15 protein-coding genes are annotated in these 17,195 nt (G+C 67.3%); 5 read left to right on the top strand and 10 right to left on the bottom strand.

Annotated elements, in window-relative coordinates:
• Window positions 1–7: 7 nt before the first annotated feature.
• The 4 genes from HNP60_RS17110 to HNP60_RS17095 form a co-directional block, all read right to left on the bottom strand.
• The gene (locus tag HNP60_RS17110) at window positions 8–3,193 is read right to left on the bottom strand and encodes an efflux RND transporter permease subunit (RefSeq protein ID WP_014077776.1); all 3,186 of its coding nucleotides are present in this window, start codon (window positions 3,191–3,193) and stop codon (window positions 8–10) included.
• A 29-nt stretch (window positions 3,194–3,222) separates the two neighbouring features.
• Window positions 3,223–4,491: an efflux RND transporter periplasmic adaptor subunit gene (locus HNP60_RS17105; protein WP_184156055.1), complete on the bottom strand. Its 1,269-nt coding sequence runs from the start codon at window positions 4,489–4,491 to the stop codon at window positions 3,223–3,225.
• On the bottom strand, window positions 4,488–4,844 hold the full coding sequence (locus HNP60_RS17100; RefSeq protein ID WP_184156053.1) for a hypothetical protein: 357 nt from the start codon (window positions 4,842–4,844) through the stop codon (window positions 4,488–4,490). Before HNP60_RS17100 ends, HNP60_RS17105 begins: the two co-directional genes overlap by 4 nt.
• Before the next feature lie 495 nt (window positions 4,845–5,339).
• A complete protein-coding gene (locus HNP60_RS17095) occupies window positions 5,340–5,945 on the bottom strand; it encodes a TetR/AcrR family transcriptional regulator (protein ID WP_184157158.1) in 606 nt (201 codons plus the stop codon).
• Window positions 5,946–6,094: 149 nt separating this feature from the next.
• Here HNP60_RS17095 and HNP60_RS17090 point away from each other — a divergent pair, with 149 nt between their 5' ends.
• Window positions 6,095–7,087: a zinc-binding alcohol dehydrogenase family protein gene (locus tag HNP60_RS17090; RefSeq protein WP_184156051.1), complete on the top strand. Its 993-nt coding sequence runs from the start codon at window positions 6,095–6,097 to the stop codon at window positions 7,085–7,087.
• A 37-nt stretch (window positions 7,088–7,124) separates the two neighbouring features.
• Here the strand turns inward: HNP60_RS17090 and HNP60_RS17085 are convergent, their stop codons facing one another.
• From HNP60_RS17085 to HNP60_RS20125, 4 genes are all read right to left on the bottom strand, one after another.
• The gene (locus HNP60_RS17085; RefSeq protein WP_184156049.1) at window positions 7,125–8,261 is read right to left on the bottom strand and encodes an alpha-hydroxy acid oxidase; all 1,137 of its coding nucleotides are present in this window, start codon (window positions 8,259–8,261) and stop codon (window positions 7,125–7,127) included.
• Window positions 8,258–8,938, bottom strand: a complete 681-nt coding sequence (locus HNP60_RS17080; protein WP_184156047.1) for a Fe2+-dependent dioxygenase — start codon at window positions 8,936–8,938, stop codon at window positions 8,258–8,260. Before HNP60_RS17080 ends, HNP60_RS17085 begins: the two co-directional genes overlap by 4 nt.
• 180 nt (window positions 8,939–9,118) lie before the next feature.
• Complete coding sequence (locus HNP60_RS17075; protein WP_184156045.1) at window positions 9,119–11,461, bottom strand: TonB-dependent receptor; 2,343 nt, start codon at window positions 11,459–11,461, stop codon at window positions 9,119–9,121.
• A gap of 243 nt (window positions 11,462–11,704) precedes the next feature.
• Window positions 11,705–12,505, bottom strand: coding sequence for an energy transducer TonB (locus tag HNP60_RS20125; protein WP_184156043.1), 801 nt, complete (start codon window positions 12,503–12,505; stop codon window positions 11,705–11,707).
• A gap of 388 nt (window positions 12,506–12,893) precedes the next feature.
• On the opposite strand from HNP60_RS20125, the gene HNP60_RS17065 reads away from it, so the two are divergent.
• The 4 genes from HNP60_RS17065 to HNP60_RS17050 all read left to right on the top strand — a co-directional run bounded on the left by HNP60_RS17065 (window position 12,894) and on the right by HNP60_RS17050 (window position 15,908).
• Window positions 12,894–13,517: a PepSY-associated TM helix domain-containing protein gene (locus HNP60_RS17065; RefSeq protein WP_184156041.1), complete on the top strand. Its 624-nt coding sequence runs from the start codon at window positions 12,894–12,896 to the stop codon at window positions 13,515–13,517.
• Window positions 13,518–13,531: 14 nt separating this feature from the next.
• Window positions 13,532–14,008: a DUF2271 domain-containing protein gene (locus HNP60_RS17060; protein WP_184156039.1), complete on the top strand. Its 477-nt coding sequence runs from the start codon at window positions 13,532–13,534 to the stop codon at window positions 14,006–14,008.
• 14 nt (window positions 14,009–14,022) lie between these two features.
• Complete coding sequence (locus HNP60_RS17055) at window positions 14,023–14,916, top strand: DUF4198 domain-containing protein (protein WP_184156037.1); 894 nt, start codon at window positions 14,023–14,025, stop codon at window positions 14,914–14,916.
• Window positions 14,917–15,023: 107 nt separating this feature from the next.
• A complete protein-coding gene (locus tag HNP60_RS17050) occupies window positions 15,024–15,908 on the top strand; it encodes an FAD:protein FMN transferase (protein WP_184156036.1) in 885 nt (294 codons plus the stop codon).
• Window positions 15,909–15,947: 39 nt separating this feature from the next.
• On the opposite strand, the gene HNP60_RS17045 is transcribed toward HNP60_RS17050, so the two are convergent.
• Both HNP60_RS17045 and HNP60_RS17040 read right to left on the bottom strand, forming a co-directional pair.
• Window positions 15,948–16,157: a hypothetical protein gene (locus HNP60_RS17045; RefSeq protein WP_184052588.1), complete on the bottom strand. Its 210-nt coding sequence runs from the start codon at window positions 16,155–16,157 to the stop codon at window positions 15,948–15,950.
• Window positions 16,158–16,174: 17 nt separating this feature from the next.
• Complete coding sequence (locus tag HNP60_RS17040) at window positions 16,175–17,164, bottom strand: glutathione S-transferase family protein (RefSeq protein ID WP_184156034.1); 990 nt, start codon at window positions 17,162–17,164, stop codon at window positions 16,175–16,177.
• Between the last annotated feature and the right edge of the window lie 31 nt (window positions 17,165–17,195).

Raw genomic sequence — 17,195 nt, 5'->3', positions numbered from 1 at the left:
AAATTCCTCATTCGGCCGGCAGCGGCGCGGGCTCGGGATGCTGGCCGCCCCGTCCGCGCAGGCGGTCGATGCGGTCGCCCAGCGCGCGGCTGACGACATAGAAGGTGGGCGTGAAGATGAGGCCGAACGCAGTGACGCCGAGCATGCCGGAGAAGACGGCCGTACCAAGGGCCTGCCGCAGTTCCGCGCCGGCGCCCGAGGCCAGTACCAGCGGCACCGTGCCCAGGATGAAGGCGAAGCTCGTCATCAGGATCGGCCGCAGGCGCTGCTCGGCGGCGTGGACGGCCGCCTGCACCGGCGAGAGACCCTGCAGCTGCTCGCCCTGCCGTGCGAATTCGACGATCAGGATCGCGTTCTTCGCCGCCAGTGCCACCAGCACGATGAGGCCGATCTGCGTGAGCACATTGTTGTCCATGCCGCGCAGGTTGACGCCGACCATTGCCGCCAGCACGCACATGGGAACGATCAGGATGATCGCGAGCGGCATGACCAGGCTCTCATACTGCGCCGCCAACACCAGGAAGACGAGCAGCACGGCCAGGCCGAACACCAGTCCCGCCGTATTGCCGGCCGTGGCCTGTTGATAGGCGATGCCAGTCCATTCGTGCGTGAAGCCGGGCGGCAGCGTGGCATCCGCCAGCGCTTCCATCGTCTTGAGCGACTGGCCGGAGGAATAGCCCGGCGCGGTGTCGCCGTCGATCGCCACGGCCGGCGACAGATTGTAGCGCTGCACCCGATAAGGGCCGGTCGTGTCGCGGAACGTCGCCACCGAGCCGATCGGGACCATCTGGCCATAATCCGAGCGGGTCTGGAGATTGGCGATGTCGGCGGTCGTGCGGCGGAACGGCTCGTCGGCCTGTGCGGTGACGCGATAGGTGCGGCCGAGCAGGTTGAAGTCGTTCACGAAGGACGAACCGAGATAGACCTGCAGCGTCTCGAACACACGCTCGGGCGGGATGCCGAGCATCTGGGCCTTGTCGCGGTCGATGTCTGCATAGACGCGCGGCGTGGCCGTGTCGAAGAAGGTGTAGACGAAGAAGAGCCCCTCGGTCTGGTTCGCCGGGCCGATCAGACCATAAGCGGCCTGTTCGAGCGCGCGATAGCCCTTGCCGTCGCGGTCCTGCACCATCATGCGGTAGCCGCCGGCCGAACCGATGCCGCGGATGAGCGGCGGCTTGGCGATGATGAGGCGGGCTTCCGTGATGTCGGCAGTCGCCTTGCGGGCTTCCTCCATCAGCGCGTCGATGGACTGGCCATGCTTGGCGCGCTCATCGAAATCGTCGAGCACCCAGTATGCGGCGGCCGAGCTGGCGTTGCGCGTTTCCGAGGCGCCGTCGAAGCCGGAGAGCATGACGGTATCGCTGATGCCGGGAATAGGCAGCATCCGGTCGGCGACCTTCTTCATCACCTCGTCCGTGCGGGCGGTGGAGGAGCCCGGCGGAAGCTGGATGATCGTGAAGAAATAGCCCTGGTCCTGCGCCGGAATGAAGCCCGAGGGGGTGTACCAGAGCGCGCCCACGGTCAGCGCGATCAGGCCGGCATAGGCCGCCATGATCTTGCGGGGCTGACGCACCAGCTTTTCGGTCAGGCGCGCATAGGAGGCGCTGAACCGCTCGAAGCTGCGATTGAAGGCATTGCCCGCACGCTCGGCGAGTTGCTGCCAGCGTGGCGCGTTCTCCGGCAGCGCGTGCCGGTGCCGCAGCAGCAGCGCCGCAAAGGCCGGCGAGAGCGTGAGCGAGAGCACGAGCGAGATGACGGTCGCGACGGAGATGGTGATGGCGAACTGCTGGTAGAAAGCACCGGACATGCCACTGATGAACAGCGTCGGCACGAACACGGCACACAGCACCAGCACGATGGCGATGAGCGCGGCGCCTACCTCATCCATGGAAACCCGGGCGGCCTCCAGCGGACTGAGCCCCTGCTCCAGATTGCGCTCGACATTCTCGACGACGACGATCGCGTCGTCGACGACGATGCCGATGGCGAGCACGAGGCCGAACAGCGAGAGATTGTTGAGCGAGTAGCCCAGCATGGCCAGCACGGCGAAGGTGCCGATCAGCGAGACCGGGATGGCAAGGACGGGGATGATCGCCGCGCGCCATTTCTGGAGGAACACGATGATGACGAGCACCACGAGGATCACGGCCTCGATCAGCGTCTTCACCACTTCGTCGATGGACTTCTGGATGAACTCGGTCGGATTGTAGACAATCCGATATTCCAGGCCCTTGGGGAAATCCTTCGCGAGCAGTTCCATTTCCGCCTTGATGCCTTCCGCTGCGCTGAGCGCATTGGAACCGGGCATCTGGAAGACGGGAATGATCACGCTGTCCCGATCGCCCAGATAGGCGGAGGTGCCATAATCCTCGGCGCCCAGCTCGACGCGGGCGACGTCACGCACGCGCACTTGCCGTCCCTGCGCATCGGTGCGGATGACGACGTTGGCGAACTGGTCGGGGTCGGTGAAACGGCCCTGCGTCTCGACATTGAGCTGGAAGGCGGAGCTGCCGGCCGGCGGCTGGCCGAGCGTGCCGGCGGCGACCTGCACGTTCTGCGCGCGCAGGGCGTTCACGATGTCACCGGCGGTCAGGTCGAGCGAGGCCGCGCGGCGCGGATCGATCCACACCCGCATGGCGAGGTCGCGCGAGCCGAAGAGCTGGACATCGCCCACGCCCTCGAGGCGCGCGAGCCGATCCTTGATGCGCGTCTGCGCATAATTGGAGAGATATTCGCGATCGAGCGACTTGTCCGGCGAGATGAGATTGACGATCAGCAGGAAGTCCGGCGAGGTCTTCATGGTGACGACGCCCAGCCGCTGCACTTCCTGCGGCAGGCGCGGCAGGGCGATGGCGACGCGGTTCTGCACCAGCACCTGCGCCTCATCGAGGTCAGTGCCCTGCTTGAACGTGACGGTGATGACCACACGCCCGTCGCCCGTCGACTGGGACGACTGGTAGAGCATGTTCTCGACGCCGTTGATCTGCTGCTCGATCGGGCTCGCGACTGTCTCGGCCACCGTTTCGGCGGATGCGCCGGGATAGGTGGCGGAGACGGTTACGGTCGGGGGGACGACCTCGGGATATTGCGAGACCGGCAGGAAGAAATAGGAGATCGCGCCGATGATCGTGATGATCACCGCGATGACGGCCGCAAAGATCGGCCGGTCGATGAAGAAACGGGAGAGGCGCATGGCTGTCCTCCGGAAAGGGGGCTCGCCGCTTAGCGGGCGAAGGTCGCCTGGCCGGCAAGCGGCAGGGCGGTGGGAGAGGATGCGGCGGATGCATGCGCCTCGGGCTCGATCTTGCCGGTCGTCGCCTGCACCTTGCCGCCTGGCATGGCCATCTGCGTGCCGACGATCACGACCCGGTCGCTAGGCTCGATGCCGCCGCGCACCACGCGCAGCCCATCGATGACCGGGCCGAGCGTCACCGGCTTGGCGGCGACAGTGCCGTCCTTGCCGACGACGAGGAGCAGCTTGCGCGCCTGGTCGGTCTGCACGGCGGTGTCGGGCACCAGCATCGCCTTCACGGTCGTGCCGCTGGCGAGGCGCATGTTGCCGAACATGCCGGGGGTGAGGAACATGTCGGGATTGGCGATGACGGCGCGGGCACGGATGGTGCCCGAGCGCGGATCGAGGCCATTGTCGGTGAAGTCGAGCTTGCCCGCCCAGCGATAGTCGCTCTCGTCCTGCAGGCGCACCTGCACGGCGGCGCCCTTGGCGTTGCCCTCGCGCTTCTGCTTGAGGAACAGCCCTTCGGAGCCTTCGAACGTGAAGTAGATCGGGTCGAGCGCGTTGATCGTGGTCAGCAGCGTGCCCGATGCGCCGTCACCGGCCGAGACGAGATTGCCCGGGTCGATCCGCCGGTCGGAGATGCGGCCGCTGATCGGGGCGCGCACTGTGGTGAACTCGAGGTCGAGCGCGCGGCTGCGGGCCCGTGCCTGCGCGCCGGCCAGCGCCGCCGTGGCAGCCTGGACGCGAGCGCGCAGCCTGTCGACTTCGCTTTGCGAGACGGCATCGACCTCGATGAGCCGCTGCGCGCGCTCGAGGTCAGTGCGGGCGAGAGCGAGGTCGCTCTGCGCCGTGGCCACGCCAGCGCGCGCCTCGGCCAGCGCGGCCTGGAACGGGCGCTGGTCGATGGTGAACAACGGCTGGCCGGCACGCACGATCTGTCCGTCCGTGAAGTGCAGCGCGGTGATCGCGCCGGAAACGCGCGGGCGCACTTCCACCGAGCGGCTGGCTTCGAAGCGGCCGATATAGTCGTCCCATTCGGTCACTTCGCGCTGCAGCGGCGTCGAGACGGTGACGGTCGGGAGGGCCTGCGCCATTGCGGGCTGGCCGCCGCGCTGGGCATAGCCGTAGATGCCGGCCACGGCCAGCACGGGAAGGGCGATCCAGGCAGCGCGACGCAGCGAGCGCGCGCGGCTGGGGGCTGGGATCTCGTCCGTCTGCCGGGCGTCGCCCTGCCGGAAGAGCTGGTGCATGTTCATCGATTCTTTCCCCTGCGGTCTGCGCGCGCCGCGACGATGCGCTCGGCGAGCAGTTCATATTGGCGTTCGGAATAGCCGGCCTCGAGGAAGGCCAGGATTTCGGAAGGCGCGACGTTGTAGCCGTCGTGCCAGCTGAGCACGGCCATGCGGCGCAATGCTTCAAGGCGGTTGTCGGACAGCGGATTTTCCCGCTTGATGCCGAAGATGGTGCGGAAGATGCGGGCCATCCGCGTGTCGGGCTGGATCGAGCCGCGCGAGTCCGTGCGCGCCAGCGAGACGATCACCCATTCGCGCTGGGTGAAGGTCCTGGCTTCGCTGCTGCGGACGCGTGCCGGCGGGAACAGCGGTTCCATGACTGCCGTTCCGGACCGATCGGAAAAGTTCACATAGGCCATCATTTCGTCTCCTCCCGCTGTGTTGCAGGCATAAGACGGTCTGCGCCCGGAAAAGCCTTGGCTCCGCCGGGAAGACCCTTACTCGCACACAGACAAAACCCCGGAAAAGGCAGCGCATGCGCGCCATCTCCCCGGACGGTCGAAACCTTTAGAAGATTGTCAAATCAGGCTTTGGAAGATCGAGGCAGGATCGACTCGGTCCCGCACTTCCTCCGCCCCTGTTCTATACTGATCAGTATGAAATAGACGGCGGTGGGTCAAGCGCTATTTTTATACTGCTCGATATTTTTTTCTGCAATGCGAAAAATTCGCCTTGAGGCGATCGCCATTCGAAAGATGGCGGAGCGACAAACTTGGTGTCGGGTCAGGCCCGCAGAGCCCGAAGCTGTGGCGAGCTTCGTGAGTATGCGAAACAGCGTCTGGCAGTCCGCCAGCGCTGAGTGGCGATCAGCCCTAGCGGCCGGGCCAGCAGGCCAGTGTCAGGTCCGCGACGCCTTGCAGAGCTTCGCGCGTCGCGCCGGCGCTTGCCTGCACGGCGATGCCCTGCAGGACGGTGGTCAGGTAATCGCTGAGTGCCTTGGGATCGACGGGCGTATCGAAGTCGCCTTCATCGATGGCGCGCTGCATGCGCGCGACCACGGCGGACTTGACCGATTCCCCGCGCCTCAGCACTTCCTGCCGGATGCACTCCGCTTCAGTGCCGCAGGCGCTCGAATGAATGACGCGCAGGCAGCCGCGCGGTTCGCTATCGCTCGAGCAGACATCGAGCGAGCCGCACAGCAGGCGTTCCACCACGCCGCGCGCCGTCGGGGCTTCCAGCGCCGCGCCGATATAAGCCATCTTCTCGCGCTCGTAGAGATCCAGGGCCTGGCGGAACAAGGCTTCCTTGTTGCCGAACGCCGCGTAGAGGCTGGGGCGGGTAATGCCCATCGCCTCGGTCAGGTCGCTGAGGGACGCGCCCTCATAACCCTTGCTCCAGAATACGCGCAAAGCCGCCACCAACGCGTGGTCGGTGTCGAACTCCCGAGGTCTGCCTCTGACTGCTGCTGCTGCTTCCATATCGAGCGGTATATAATGCTTGCGGGGGTTGAGTCCAGTGAATAGCGTTGAAACGATGCGGTCATCGCTTTCGTTCCCGGCATGGCACGGTCTCCGGACCATTCGGTGCCGCCAGGAAGAATGCGCCGCCAGGCAGGAAAGGACCGGATATGCACGCTTTCGCCTATGACAAGGCCCATGATCTGACGGATTTCGCGCTGCGCCTGCGCGACATGGTCGATCCGGTGCCCGGGCCCGGCGATTTGCTGGTGTCCGTGCGGGCGTTTGCGCTCAATCCGGTGGACTGCAAGATTCGCCGCACGCGCGATGGCGGCGCGGATGCGCCTGTCATTCTCGGCTGGGACGCGGCGGGGGTGGTCGAGGCGGTGGGGCCCGGCGCCACCGGTTTCACGCCGGGGGACGCAGTGTTCTACGCGGGCGATGTCACACGCCCGGGCAGCTATGCGACGCTCCAGACGGTCGATCACCGGCTGGCGGCGCACAAGCCTGCTTCGCTCGATTTCGCGCAGGCCGCCGCCTTGCCCCTGACCGCGCTCACCGCGTGCGAGGCGATGCTGGAGCGCGGCATCGCTTATGACGCGGAGAGCATCGTGCTCGTCATCGGCGGCGCGGGCGGCGTGGGATCGATGGCGGTCCAGCTCATGAAGGCGCTCACGCCTGCCCGTGTTATCGCGACGGCCTCCCGGCCCGAGAGTGTCGCATGGGTGCGGGCCATGGGCGCCGATGACGTGATCGGGCGTTCGCTTGCGGATGGGCTGGCGGCGCTTGGCCTCCCGCCGGGCAGCCTTCATGCCGTCTTCTCGACCACCGGCACCGATGCCGCCCTGCCGGTCATTCCGTCGCTGCTGCGCCCCTTCGGCCATTTGATGGTGATCGACGATCCCGCCGCGCTGGACATCAAGCCGTTCAAGCAGAAGGCGCTGTCGGTCCATTGGGAATATATGTTCGCGCGCGCCATGTTCGGTTGCGCGCCCGAGCGGCAGGGGGCGACGCTGGCGCGGATCGCGGCGCTGGTCGATGCCGGGCGGATTCGCACGACTGCCACACGGCAGCTTCCGGCCACGCTCGACAATCTGCGGGCCGCTCATGCCGCGCTGGAGGCCGGGACAGGCATTGGCAAGACAGTGATGGTCTGGAGCTGACGAGCCGTGCGGGGAGGGGCCGCGATACTCGGGCCGCTCAGGCGCGCACGAATAAATGTTCCGGGCCGATCTCGCCCGGCGTTGCGCAGCCCAGTTGCGCCATCGCATGTTCCAGCTCGGTGCGCAGGATGAGAAGCGCGTGAGCCACGCCGGCCATGCCCGCGACGGCGAGGCCATGGACCTGCGGCCGGCCCACCAGCACCGCGCTTGCGCCAAGTGCCAGCGCCTTCACCACGTCGGTCCCGCGCCGCACGCCGCTGTCCAGCAACAGGGTCGCCTCGCCGGCCACGGCTTCCGCGATGGCGGGGAGCATCGTCAGCGGGGACGGCATGCCGTCCAGCACGCGCCCGCCATGGTTGGACATCACGATGCCGTCCACGCCATGGCGCACGGCCTCCCGTGCGTCCTGCGGCGTCATGATGCCCTTGAGCAGCAGCGGCAGGCGCGTCTCGCCGCGCAGCCAGGCGATATCGTCCCAGCGCGGCGCTGCATCGGCGAGCGGCGTTCCGAGCAGGATGCGGCCGAGCGCCTGCGCCGTCTGCGCCGGGCGGGCGGTGCCGCGCAGGTTCGCGGCCTCCACGCCCGGCGGCAGCGCGAAGCTCGCGCGCTTGATGGAGGCATCCACGGTCAGCATGATGGCCTCATGGCCTGCCGCCTCGGCGCGGCGGACGAGGGCGAGCGTCTGTTCGCGCGTTTCCTGCGCATAGAGCTGGAACCAGAGCGGGGCCGGCGCGGTGCCGAGGTCCCGTGCCGCCGCCGCGCGCGCCGCCGCCACGTCTTCGAGGGTCTCGCTGGCAAGCGTGCTCAGCACCATGCCGATCCCCATCGCGGTGGCCGCGCGCATGGTCGCCAGCTCGCCCTCGGGATGGGCGATGCGCTGATAGGCGACCGGTGCGAGCAGGATCGGCGCGGCATGGGATTGGCCCAGCATCGTGACGCGGGTCGATCCGCCGCGCAGGTCGGCCAGCACGCGGGGCAGCAGGCCGATCCGGTCGAAAGCGGCGCGGTTCTCGCGCAGGGTGATATCATCGCCCGAACCTTCCTGCAGATAGGTCCAGCAGGGCGGCGCCATATGCGCCACGGCGCGCCGTTCGTAATCGGCGAGCGAGCGCAGGTCGGGCGGAATGGCGCCCAGCGGTGGCAGCGGCGGATGGGTGTCGTTGTCCGCCCTCATGTCTCGGACCATTGCCGCAGCAGGTTGTGATAGACGTTGGTGAAGCCGTCGATCGAGCCGTGACCGGGATGGTCGCTGCCGAGCTTCTGGATGGAGCAATCGAGCTCGAAGAGCATCCGCCGCCGCTGGTCGTCTCGCACCAGGCTCTGCGTCCAGAAGAACGAGGCGAAGCGCGTGCCGCGCGTCACCGGCATCACCCGGTGCAGGCTGCTGCCGGGGTAGACGATGGCATCGCCCGCCGGCAGCTTCACCGGCTTCTCGCCGAACGTGTCCTCGACGATCAGTTCGCCGCCGTCATAATCCTCGGGATCGCTGAAGAAGATCGTGGTCGAGATGTCCGTGCGCACGCGCAGCGCCGTGCCGGGGATGGGAAAAATCGCATTGTCGACATGATTGCCGTAAGTGCCGCCGCCTTCATACCGGTTGAAGCGCGGCGGCAGGATGCGCAGCGGCAGCGCGGCGGCGATGAACAGGGGCGTGTGCGCCAGCCGGTCGAGGATGCGCTCGCCGAGCGTCTTCGCCACGGGGTGGTCGGCCGGCAGTTGCAGGTTGCTCTTCACGCTGGCCGCGCGATGGCCCGCCGTGGCGCGCCCGTCTTCCCATGGCGCACTCTCCAGCATCGTGCGCGCTTCCCGCGCTTCGTCGGGCGTGAAGAGGCCGGGGATCTGCAGGAGCATGAGCATTTCCTTCGCCGGGATGCACGGCCCGTCCGTGTCGGGCGTCCCGTCTACTAGCGGGGGCGTGGCGCGAACGCCACCTCATGGCAGCAGCGAAATCGGGTGTCCGGCGGGTCTGTGCCGGACGGAAAAAAAGGGGCGGCGGTGCAAGGCCCGCCGCCCCAGGGCTTCAGTTCGTCCTCAGAAACCGACAGTCAGGGTGCCGATCGCCGAGATGCCTTCGCCCACACGCGCCCAGCCGGCGTTCGTGGTGGCGTTGTTGCGCACGCCGGTGAAATATTTCTCGTCGGTGAAGTTCTTCACGTTGAGCTGCAGCCCGATCGTGTCGGTGAAGTTGTAGGAGAGATAGGCGTTGTGGATGAGGTAATCGTCCACTTCGTAAAGCACGTCGCCTGTGTTGTTCAGGTAGAACTTGCCCTGGTACGTGAAGCCGTAGCCGACCTGCAGCCCGAAGGGCAGCTTGTAGGTCGTGAACACGCTGCCGCTATGCTTGGGCGTGTTGGTGAGCGGTGCGCCCTTCTGCGGGTCGTCGGCTGCGCCGTTGGCGGCGTTCTGCAGCACCTTGCTGTCGAGATAGGTGTAGTTGGCGGTGATGCTCCAGGCCCGCGTGATCTGGCCGTTGGCACCCAGCGCGACACCATTGACGCGCGACTTGCCGTTGAGCTGCTGGTCGGGAATGGTCGGATCGATGGAAGCGACCTTGTAGTTGCTGCGCTCGTTGCGGAAGAGCGCGGCGGAGAGCAGCACGCCTTCGCCCAGCTCGGCCTTCACGCCCACCTCATAGTTGACGGCCGTTTCGGGGTCCACATTGCAGCTGGTGGCCGTGGCGCCGTTCACGCCGGCGATGGTGCAGGAGCCGTTGACGGAGGTCTTGGATGGCGTCTTGCTGTTGCCATAAGCGACATAGGCGCTGATCGCCTCGACCGGCTTGTAGACGAGGCCCACGCGGTAGGAGAAGAGGTCGTCCTCGTTCCACACCTTGGTGCCGGGCGTGGTGACGCCGGGGCTGGTCGCGGTGGCGCCGGCGATGGTCCCGGGGCGGAACCAGCCCTTGTTCTTCTCATAGCGGATGCCGGCGTTGAGCTCGAACTGTTCGGTGAGCTTCATCGTGTCGAACAGATAGACGGCATAATTCTTCTGCTCGCCGTCCTGCGTGGCGGTGGGGAGGAAGTTGACCGGCCCCGTCCAGCGATTGCTTCCATAGGAGAAGCCGGCCGGCCCCATCACCACTTCATTGGGATTGGCGATGTTGATGAGCGGTTCGGCCGGCGTCGTGCCGTCCGCATTGCGCTTCCAGTTGCCGCTCACCAGGCCGTATTTCTCCCAGCTGAGCGCGCCGCCCAGGGTGATGGTGTGCTCGATGCCGCCGGTGAACGCGGTCGCCATGAGGTCGAGTTGCGTGAAGGCGAGTTCGTTGCGGGAATCGCGCGTGGTTCCGCGCGGGCCGCCCGGCAGGAAGTAGCCCGGAGGTGTGGTCGCGGGGCAGGCCGCCCCGTTGGCCTGGGTGCCCGAAGCGAGGCAGTAGGTGCCCTGCGGCGGGCTCACCCGGACGAACTGCTCGACATTCTGCCAGCGCGTGAGATTGCGGATGCTCACCGTGTCGCTGAACTCATGCTCGAAGATGGCCGTGAGCTGGTCGACCGTCGATTCCTGCGTGTCGACATTGCGGTAGCCGAAATAGTCGCTGATGTCGGCGCCCGGCAGCAGCCCGCCCAGCGCCGCCACATAAGGCACGCCGTACTGCGGGATGTTGGTATCCTCCTGGTGGAGATACTGCAGCGTCAGGCGCGTCGGGCTGTTGATGCCGATGGTGAAGGAAGGCGCGATGCCCCAGCGCTCATAATTCTCCACGTCCCGGCCGGGCACGTCATTGCGGTGGCCCATGGCGTTGAGGCGGAATGCGGCGAAATCGCCGACGACCAGATTGGCGTCGATGGTGCCGCGATAATAATCATCGGTGCCGATGCCGGCGGTCATCACCACCCGGTCCTCGGCGAGCGGGCGCTTGGTCACGATATTGATCGATCCGCCGACCGATCCCGAGCCGGCGATCACCGAGTTGGCGCCGTTGGTGACTTCGATCTGCTCGGTGTTGAACGGGTCGGTGCGGCTGTACTGGCCGCTGTCGCGCACGCCATCCTGCGTGATGTCGGTGTTGGCGGAATAGCCGCGCATGTTGATGCTGTCGCCATAGCCGCCGCCGCCTTCGCCCGCGCCGAAGGTGATGCCCGGCACGATCGAGAGCGCATCGCGCAGCGTGAGCAGGTTCTGCTGTTCGAGCTGCTGGCCGGTGAGCACCGTGATGGTCTGTGGCGTGTCGCGCACGGGCCGGGTGGCCTTGGGTGTCTCCACCCGCGTCTCGCGCGTATCGTCGATCGCGGTATCGGTGACGGTCACGCCGCCAAGGGCCGGCTGCTGGGTGTCGGCGCCGGTCTGCGCCTGCGCCAGGGTGGGCGTCAGCACTGAGCCGACACAGGAAAGGGCGAGGAAGGCCTGGGCCTGGCGTGAAGAAAGCAGCGTCATTGGTTCCCCTGTCTGCTGTTGTGCATTTCGCCGACGCCGATATTGCGAGTCATTATCCCCGTCAATAGTTAGTGAGAATCATTCGCAACAAAAATCCGATCTGTAGAGGATGCGCTCCGTGGGGCGGCCCTTTCCCGCCCGCCTGCGGTGTGCTGGCATCGGTCCCGTGCCTCCCGGCAGCAAGCCCCGTTGCAGCCGCCCGCGGTTGTACCACTGGATGCCCGCTGCCCGCGCCGGCCGCGCTCAGGTCTCGATCGTCTTGATCTGCCCGTCAGACAGGGGTCGGTCCCTCGGGTCCGGGCCGTGATCATGCTTTCCGCGGCGGTGATGGCGACCCGGATCGCCGCGCTGAAGAATGAAGGGGATGGTCACCAGCCCCCGTACCATGACCGGCTCGCCGTCCCGCGTCATCGGCGACCAGCGCCAGTCGCGCACCGCATCCAGCGCCGCGCGATCGAGACGGGGGAAGCCGCTGCTCCGTGCGATGGCGATCTCGGCAACATGCCCGTCGATCGCCAGCAGCACCGAGAGCATGACGGTGCCTTCCTCCTTCTCCCGGCGGGATGCGAGCGGATAGGCGGGCGGGCGGGCGGAAATCATCCGGGCGGAGATATCGCCCATATCCTGCGGTCCACGTGGGGCGGGCGGGGGCGCGGCCCTGACCGGCGCGGGCGGCGCGGGCGGCGTGGCGACGGCCGGCGCCAGGGGAGCCGGCCGTTCGGGCAAGGCGACGAGCGGCACCGGGGCCACCACCTGCGCGCTCGGCGGCGGGGGCGTCTCGGGCGCTGGTGGCTGTTCCGGCGGCGCGGGCGGCGGATCGTCCGGCAATTCCATCATGGTGACGATGGTCGGCGTGCGCGGTGCCTTGCGGACGAAGCTGGGGTGCATGAAGGCGAACGCGCCCACGGTGGCGAGCCCGAAGACCAGTGCGCCCACGGTCGCGACCGAGTCGCTGCCGCGCGAGCGCCGGTAGGCCGATCGCTCGGACGCGGCCACCGCGGGCGATGTGTGCGCCTTGAAAGCCGGATCAAAATATGCGTTCATACCCCAACCGATCGTGCCCGGTCCTGTAATTGCGAGTCATTCGCATATGATATTGCGGCGAGATCGTCCAGTGTTTCGCGCGTGTTTTCTGCACGGTCCCGGCTGCAGAATTATTGGGAGGGGGATGGCAGGCAGCAGCCTTATGTGGCGCTCACTTGCCGCGTATTTCTCTCGCTGTCCTCGGTGTTCCTCTCTTGCGAATGCTTCGCAATATATGCAAAGAGCCCTTCATCAAGGATGATTCGGGCGGGGCGCGGCGGCGGGCCGTTCCTTGCAATATCCGGGGAGCAAGATGGACGCCCGCAGATTGACTGGTGACGTGCAGCAGCATGGAAACGGCGCCCCCGCTCGCGGGGTGGCCCCCGCGCGCGCTTCTGCTCCCGCGCCGGTGCGGAACCCGCGCAAGGCGCGCCGCGCCTGGTGGATCAAGCAGCTCCACAGCTGGCACTGGATCAGCGCCGCCATTTCGCTGGTGGGCATGTTGCTTTTTGCGATCACCGGCATCACGCTCAATCATGCCTCGTCGATCAGCGCGCAGCCTCGCGTGACCGAGGGAAGCGTCACGCTCCCCGCACCGTTCGCAACGCAGCTCCGTAGCGAACCGCCGGCGCCCGATGCGCCGCTGCCGGGCGCGGTGGCGGATCATCTGCGCGAGGCGGTGTCGCTTGATGCGCGCGGCAAGCCGGCGGAATGGTCGGCGGATGAGGTCTATGTCGCGCTTCCCGGCCCGGGCAGCGATGCCTGGATCGCCATTGACCGGGCAAGCGGCGCCGTCACGTCGGAGCATACGGACCGCGGCTGGATTTCCTACCTCAACGATCTGCACAAGGGCCGGAACAGCGGGGATGCATGGTTCTGGTTCATCGATGTGTTCGCGGTGGCCTGCATCGTGTTCACGCTCACCGGGCTGTTCCTGCTGCAGATCCATGCGCGCCATCGCCCGAGCACCTGGCCGCTGGTCGGCCTTGGCCTCCTCATTCCCGTCGTCATCGCCATCTTGTTCATTCACTAGAAGGTTCGCCGTTCATGAAGAAGACGTCTCTCCTGATTGCCGGCCTGGCCGCCGCGCCAGCCTCGGCCGCCAGCATCAGCATCACCATTCCGCGCCTCAACGTGGCCGAATATCACCGGCCCTATGTCGCGGCCTGGGTGGAGCCGGCGGGCGGCGGCGCGGCGCGCACCTTGTTCGTGTGGTATGATGTCGATCTGCGCGGCGCCGAGCCCGGCACCAAGTGGCTCTCGGATCTGCGCACCTGGTGGCGCAAGGGCGGGCGGAGCCTCAAGCTGCCGGCCGATGGCGTGAGCGGCGCCACGCGCGCGCCCGGCACGCACAAGGTCACGCTGCCGGCCGATCTCAAGCCCGGCCAGTATACGCTTTATGTCGAGGCGGCCCGCGAGACCGGCGGGCGCGAGATCGTCTCGATGCCGCTCACCGTCCCGGTCGCCGGCGGCTCGGCTTCCGGCAAGGCCGAGCTTGGCGCCATCACGCTTTCCGCCCGCTGAAAGGGGTCATTTCCATGCGCATGAAGACAAGCCTTCTCATCGCCGCAAGCCTGGTCGCGGCGTCCATGCCCGCCCAGGCGCACCGCCAGTGGCTGCTGCCCTCGGGCACCATCTTCTCCGGGCAGGATCCGTGGGTATCGGTCGATGCGGCTGTCTCCAACGACCTGTTCTACGCCGATCATGTCGCCATGCAGCTGACCAACGTGAAGGCATGGAATCCGCAGGGCGAAGAGGTGGCGATCCAGAACGCGTCGACCGGCCGTTATCGCTCGGTGTTCGACGTGAAGCTGGACAAGCCGGGCACCTGGCGGATCGGCACCAGCCAATCCGGCGTGATGGGCACGTTCAAGGTCGATGGCGTCGAATGGCGGCTGGGCGGACGGCGCGGGCCGCCGCCGGGCGCGGCGCAGGGGCAGGGTGGTCCGGCCGGCGGCAATGCGATGGCGGGTCGCCCCGGCGGGCAGGCACCGCGCTTCGTCGCGACGGTCGACGAAATCCCGGCCAACGCGACCGACCTCAAGCTGACCGAGACGTCCGGCCGCAACGAGATCTTCGTCACCTCCGGCGCGCCGACCGAGATCAAGGCCAGCGGAAAGGGGCTGGAGCTTGTGCCGATCACGCATCCGGCCGAGCTGGTGCAGGGCGAGACGGCGCGCTTCCGCTTCACGGTCGATGGCCAGCCCGCGGCCGGCCTCAAGGTCACGGTGGTCCCCGGCGGCAAGCGCTATCGCGATGCCGAAGGTGTGTTCGAGGTGACGACCGGCGCGGATGGCGTGGCGGCGATTGACTGGACGATGCCCGGCATGTTCTGGCTGAACGCGACGCTGAGCGACGACAAGCCCTCCGTGCCCCGCGCCACCGCGCGGCGGATGAGCTACACCACCACCGTGGAAGTGATGGCGCCCTGAACGGCGCGTTCGCGACCATCCGCATCGCCGTTCCGCCGGAGATCGATGCGGGCGCGCTGACGGGGCTCGATCCTGCCGCGCGCCTCGCCGAGCTTTCCGGCGAGACGATGGGCACCTATTGGCGCGTGCGCCTCGCGGCGGCTCCCGGCGCCGATCTCTCGGCGCTGGGGGACAGCGTTCAGACGCGGCTCGACGATCTGACCGCGCAGATGAGCCATTGGGACGAGACGTCCCTGCTTTCCCGCTATGGGCGCGCTGCGGATGGAAGCTGGACGAGCCTGCCGGATGATTTCGCGGCGGTGATGGAGGCCGGGCTCGAGATCGCGCAGCGCAGCGACGGTGCGTTCGATCCCGCCGCCGGCTGCCTCACTGATCTTCACGGGCTCGGGCCGCACCCGCGCGTGACGCCGGTCAGCGATGCCGAGCGGCGCGAGGCGCTGCGGCTCTCCGGCTGGCACCGCGTCACATTCGATCGCGCGGCGCGCCGCCTGCGTCAGCCCGGCGGGCTCCGGCTCGATCTTTCCGGCATCGCCAAGGGTCATGCCACAGATATGATCGCGGACCTGATGACCGCGCGCGGCGTGCGGCATTGCCTCGTCGAGATAGGCGGCGAATGCGTGGGGCGCGGCATGCGGCCCGATGGCGATCCCTGGTGGGTGGATCTGGAGACGCCGCCCGGCCTGCGCGCTCGGCCGCTGCGCGTGGCGCTGCACCAGCTCGCGGTCGCCACCTCGGGCAATTATGTGCGCGGCGATCATACGCTCGATCCGCGCACGGGCCACCCGGTCACCCACGGCGTCGCGAGCGTCAGCGTCCTGCATGCGCGCGCGATGGATGCCGATGCATGGGCCACCGCGATCACCGTGCTGGGCATCGCACAGGGGGCCCAACTGGCCGTGCGCGAAGGGCTGGCCGCGCGTATTCTGGCGCAGGAGGGTGCCCTCACGCGTGAATGGCTGAGCCCGGCACTGGAGCGCATGCTCGCCGACTGAGTGAGATGCCTCTGGGGTCGGGTGCGCTCCGTGCCTGCCTCAGCGGACCTTGCGGCTGCGCTCCAGAACCGGGCGATGGCCTTCCGCGTCGAACGCGCCGGAGGGCGGCTGGTCGGGGCGCGGCGTGGAAGCCATGCCTTCGTCCGCATGCGGTTCCGGCGCCGGATGGTGAGGCGCCGCGGCATTCTCTTCCTTCTGCGCCAGAGCTTTCTCGGCCAGTTTCTTCTGGTCCTCCTCGGTCCGGGGCATGGCAGCAACTCTCCTTGCTATTGCGGGTCTGTCGGCAGCGGCGGCACGAGCGGGATGGGCCCCGCCGGCACGATGCCGCTTGGGTTGAGATCGCGATGGCTGGCGTAATAATGGGTCTTGATGTGGTCGAAATGCACCGTGTCGGCGATCCGCTTATCGTCCATCATCCGGTGCAGGAAGCGCACCAGCGCGGGATAGTCGGCGATGCGCCGGATGTTGCACTTGAAATGGCCGTGATACACCGGGTCGAACCGGATGAGGCTGGTGAACAGGCGGATGTCCGCTTCGGTGAGGCGGTCGCCCACCAGCCAGTCGGCGGCGCCGAGGCGGGTCTCCAGCCAGTCGAGCGTGTCGAACAGGGGGCCGATCGCCGCGTCATAGGCCTGCTGGGTGGTGGCGAAGCCGCAGCGATAGACGCCGTTGTTCACGGTCTCGTAGACACGCGCGTTCACCGCGTCGATCGCATCGGTGAGCCCGTCGGGATAAAAGTCGCCCGGCCGCGCGCCCAGATCGTCGAAGGCGTGGTTGAAGATGCGGATGATCTCCGAGGATTCGTTGTTGACGATCCGCTCGTCCTTGCGGTCCCAAAGCACCGGCACGGTCACCTTGCCGGTATAGCCGCCATCTTCTGAAGCCCTGCGGCTGCGCGCATAGACCTGCCAGAGATAGTCCGCGCCGTGCAGCGCATCGCCCGTGCCGCCCCGCCCGGTCTCGAATGTCCAGCCATGCTCGCGCATGAGCGGATCGACGACCGAGACGCCGATCATGTCGTCCAGTCCCTTGAGGGCGCGCACGATGAGGGCGCGGTGCGCCCAGGGGCAGGCATAGCTGATATAGAGATGGAAGCGCCCCGCCTCGGCGCGCACTGCGCGCCGGCCGTCCGGCCCCGGTTCGCCGTCGAGCGTGATCCAGTCGCGAAAGCCGCTGTCCTGCCGCTCGAAGCTGCCGTTCCGGTTCTTTTCCGTCACTTCGCCGGGATGCCACGTCCCGTCGATCATCATGCCCATGCCGGCCTCCTTGCTTCTTTCCAATCATTGG

Origin of the sequence: Sphingobium lignivorans (genome assembly GCF_014203955.1) — a bacterium.
GTDB lineage: Bacteria > Pseudomonadota > Alphaproteobacteria > Sphingomonadales > Sphingomonadaceae > Sphingobium > Sphingobium lignivorans.
This window is presented reverse-complemented; position numbering and strand designations above follow the sequence as displayed.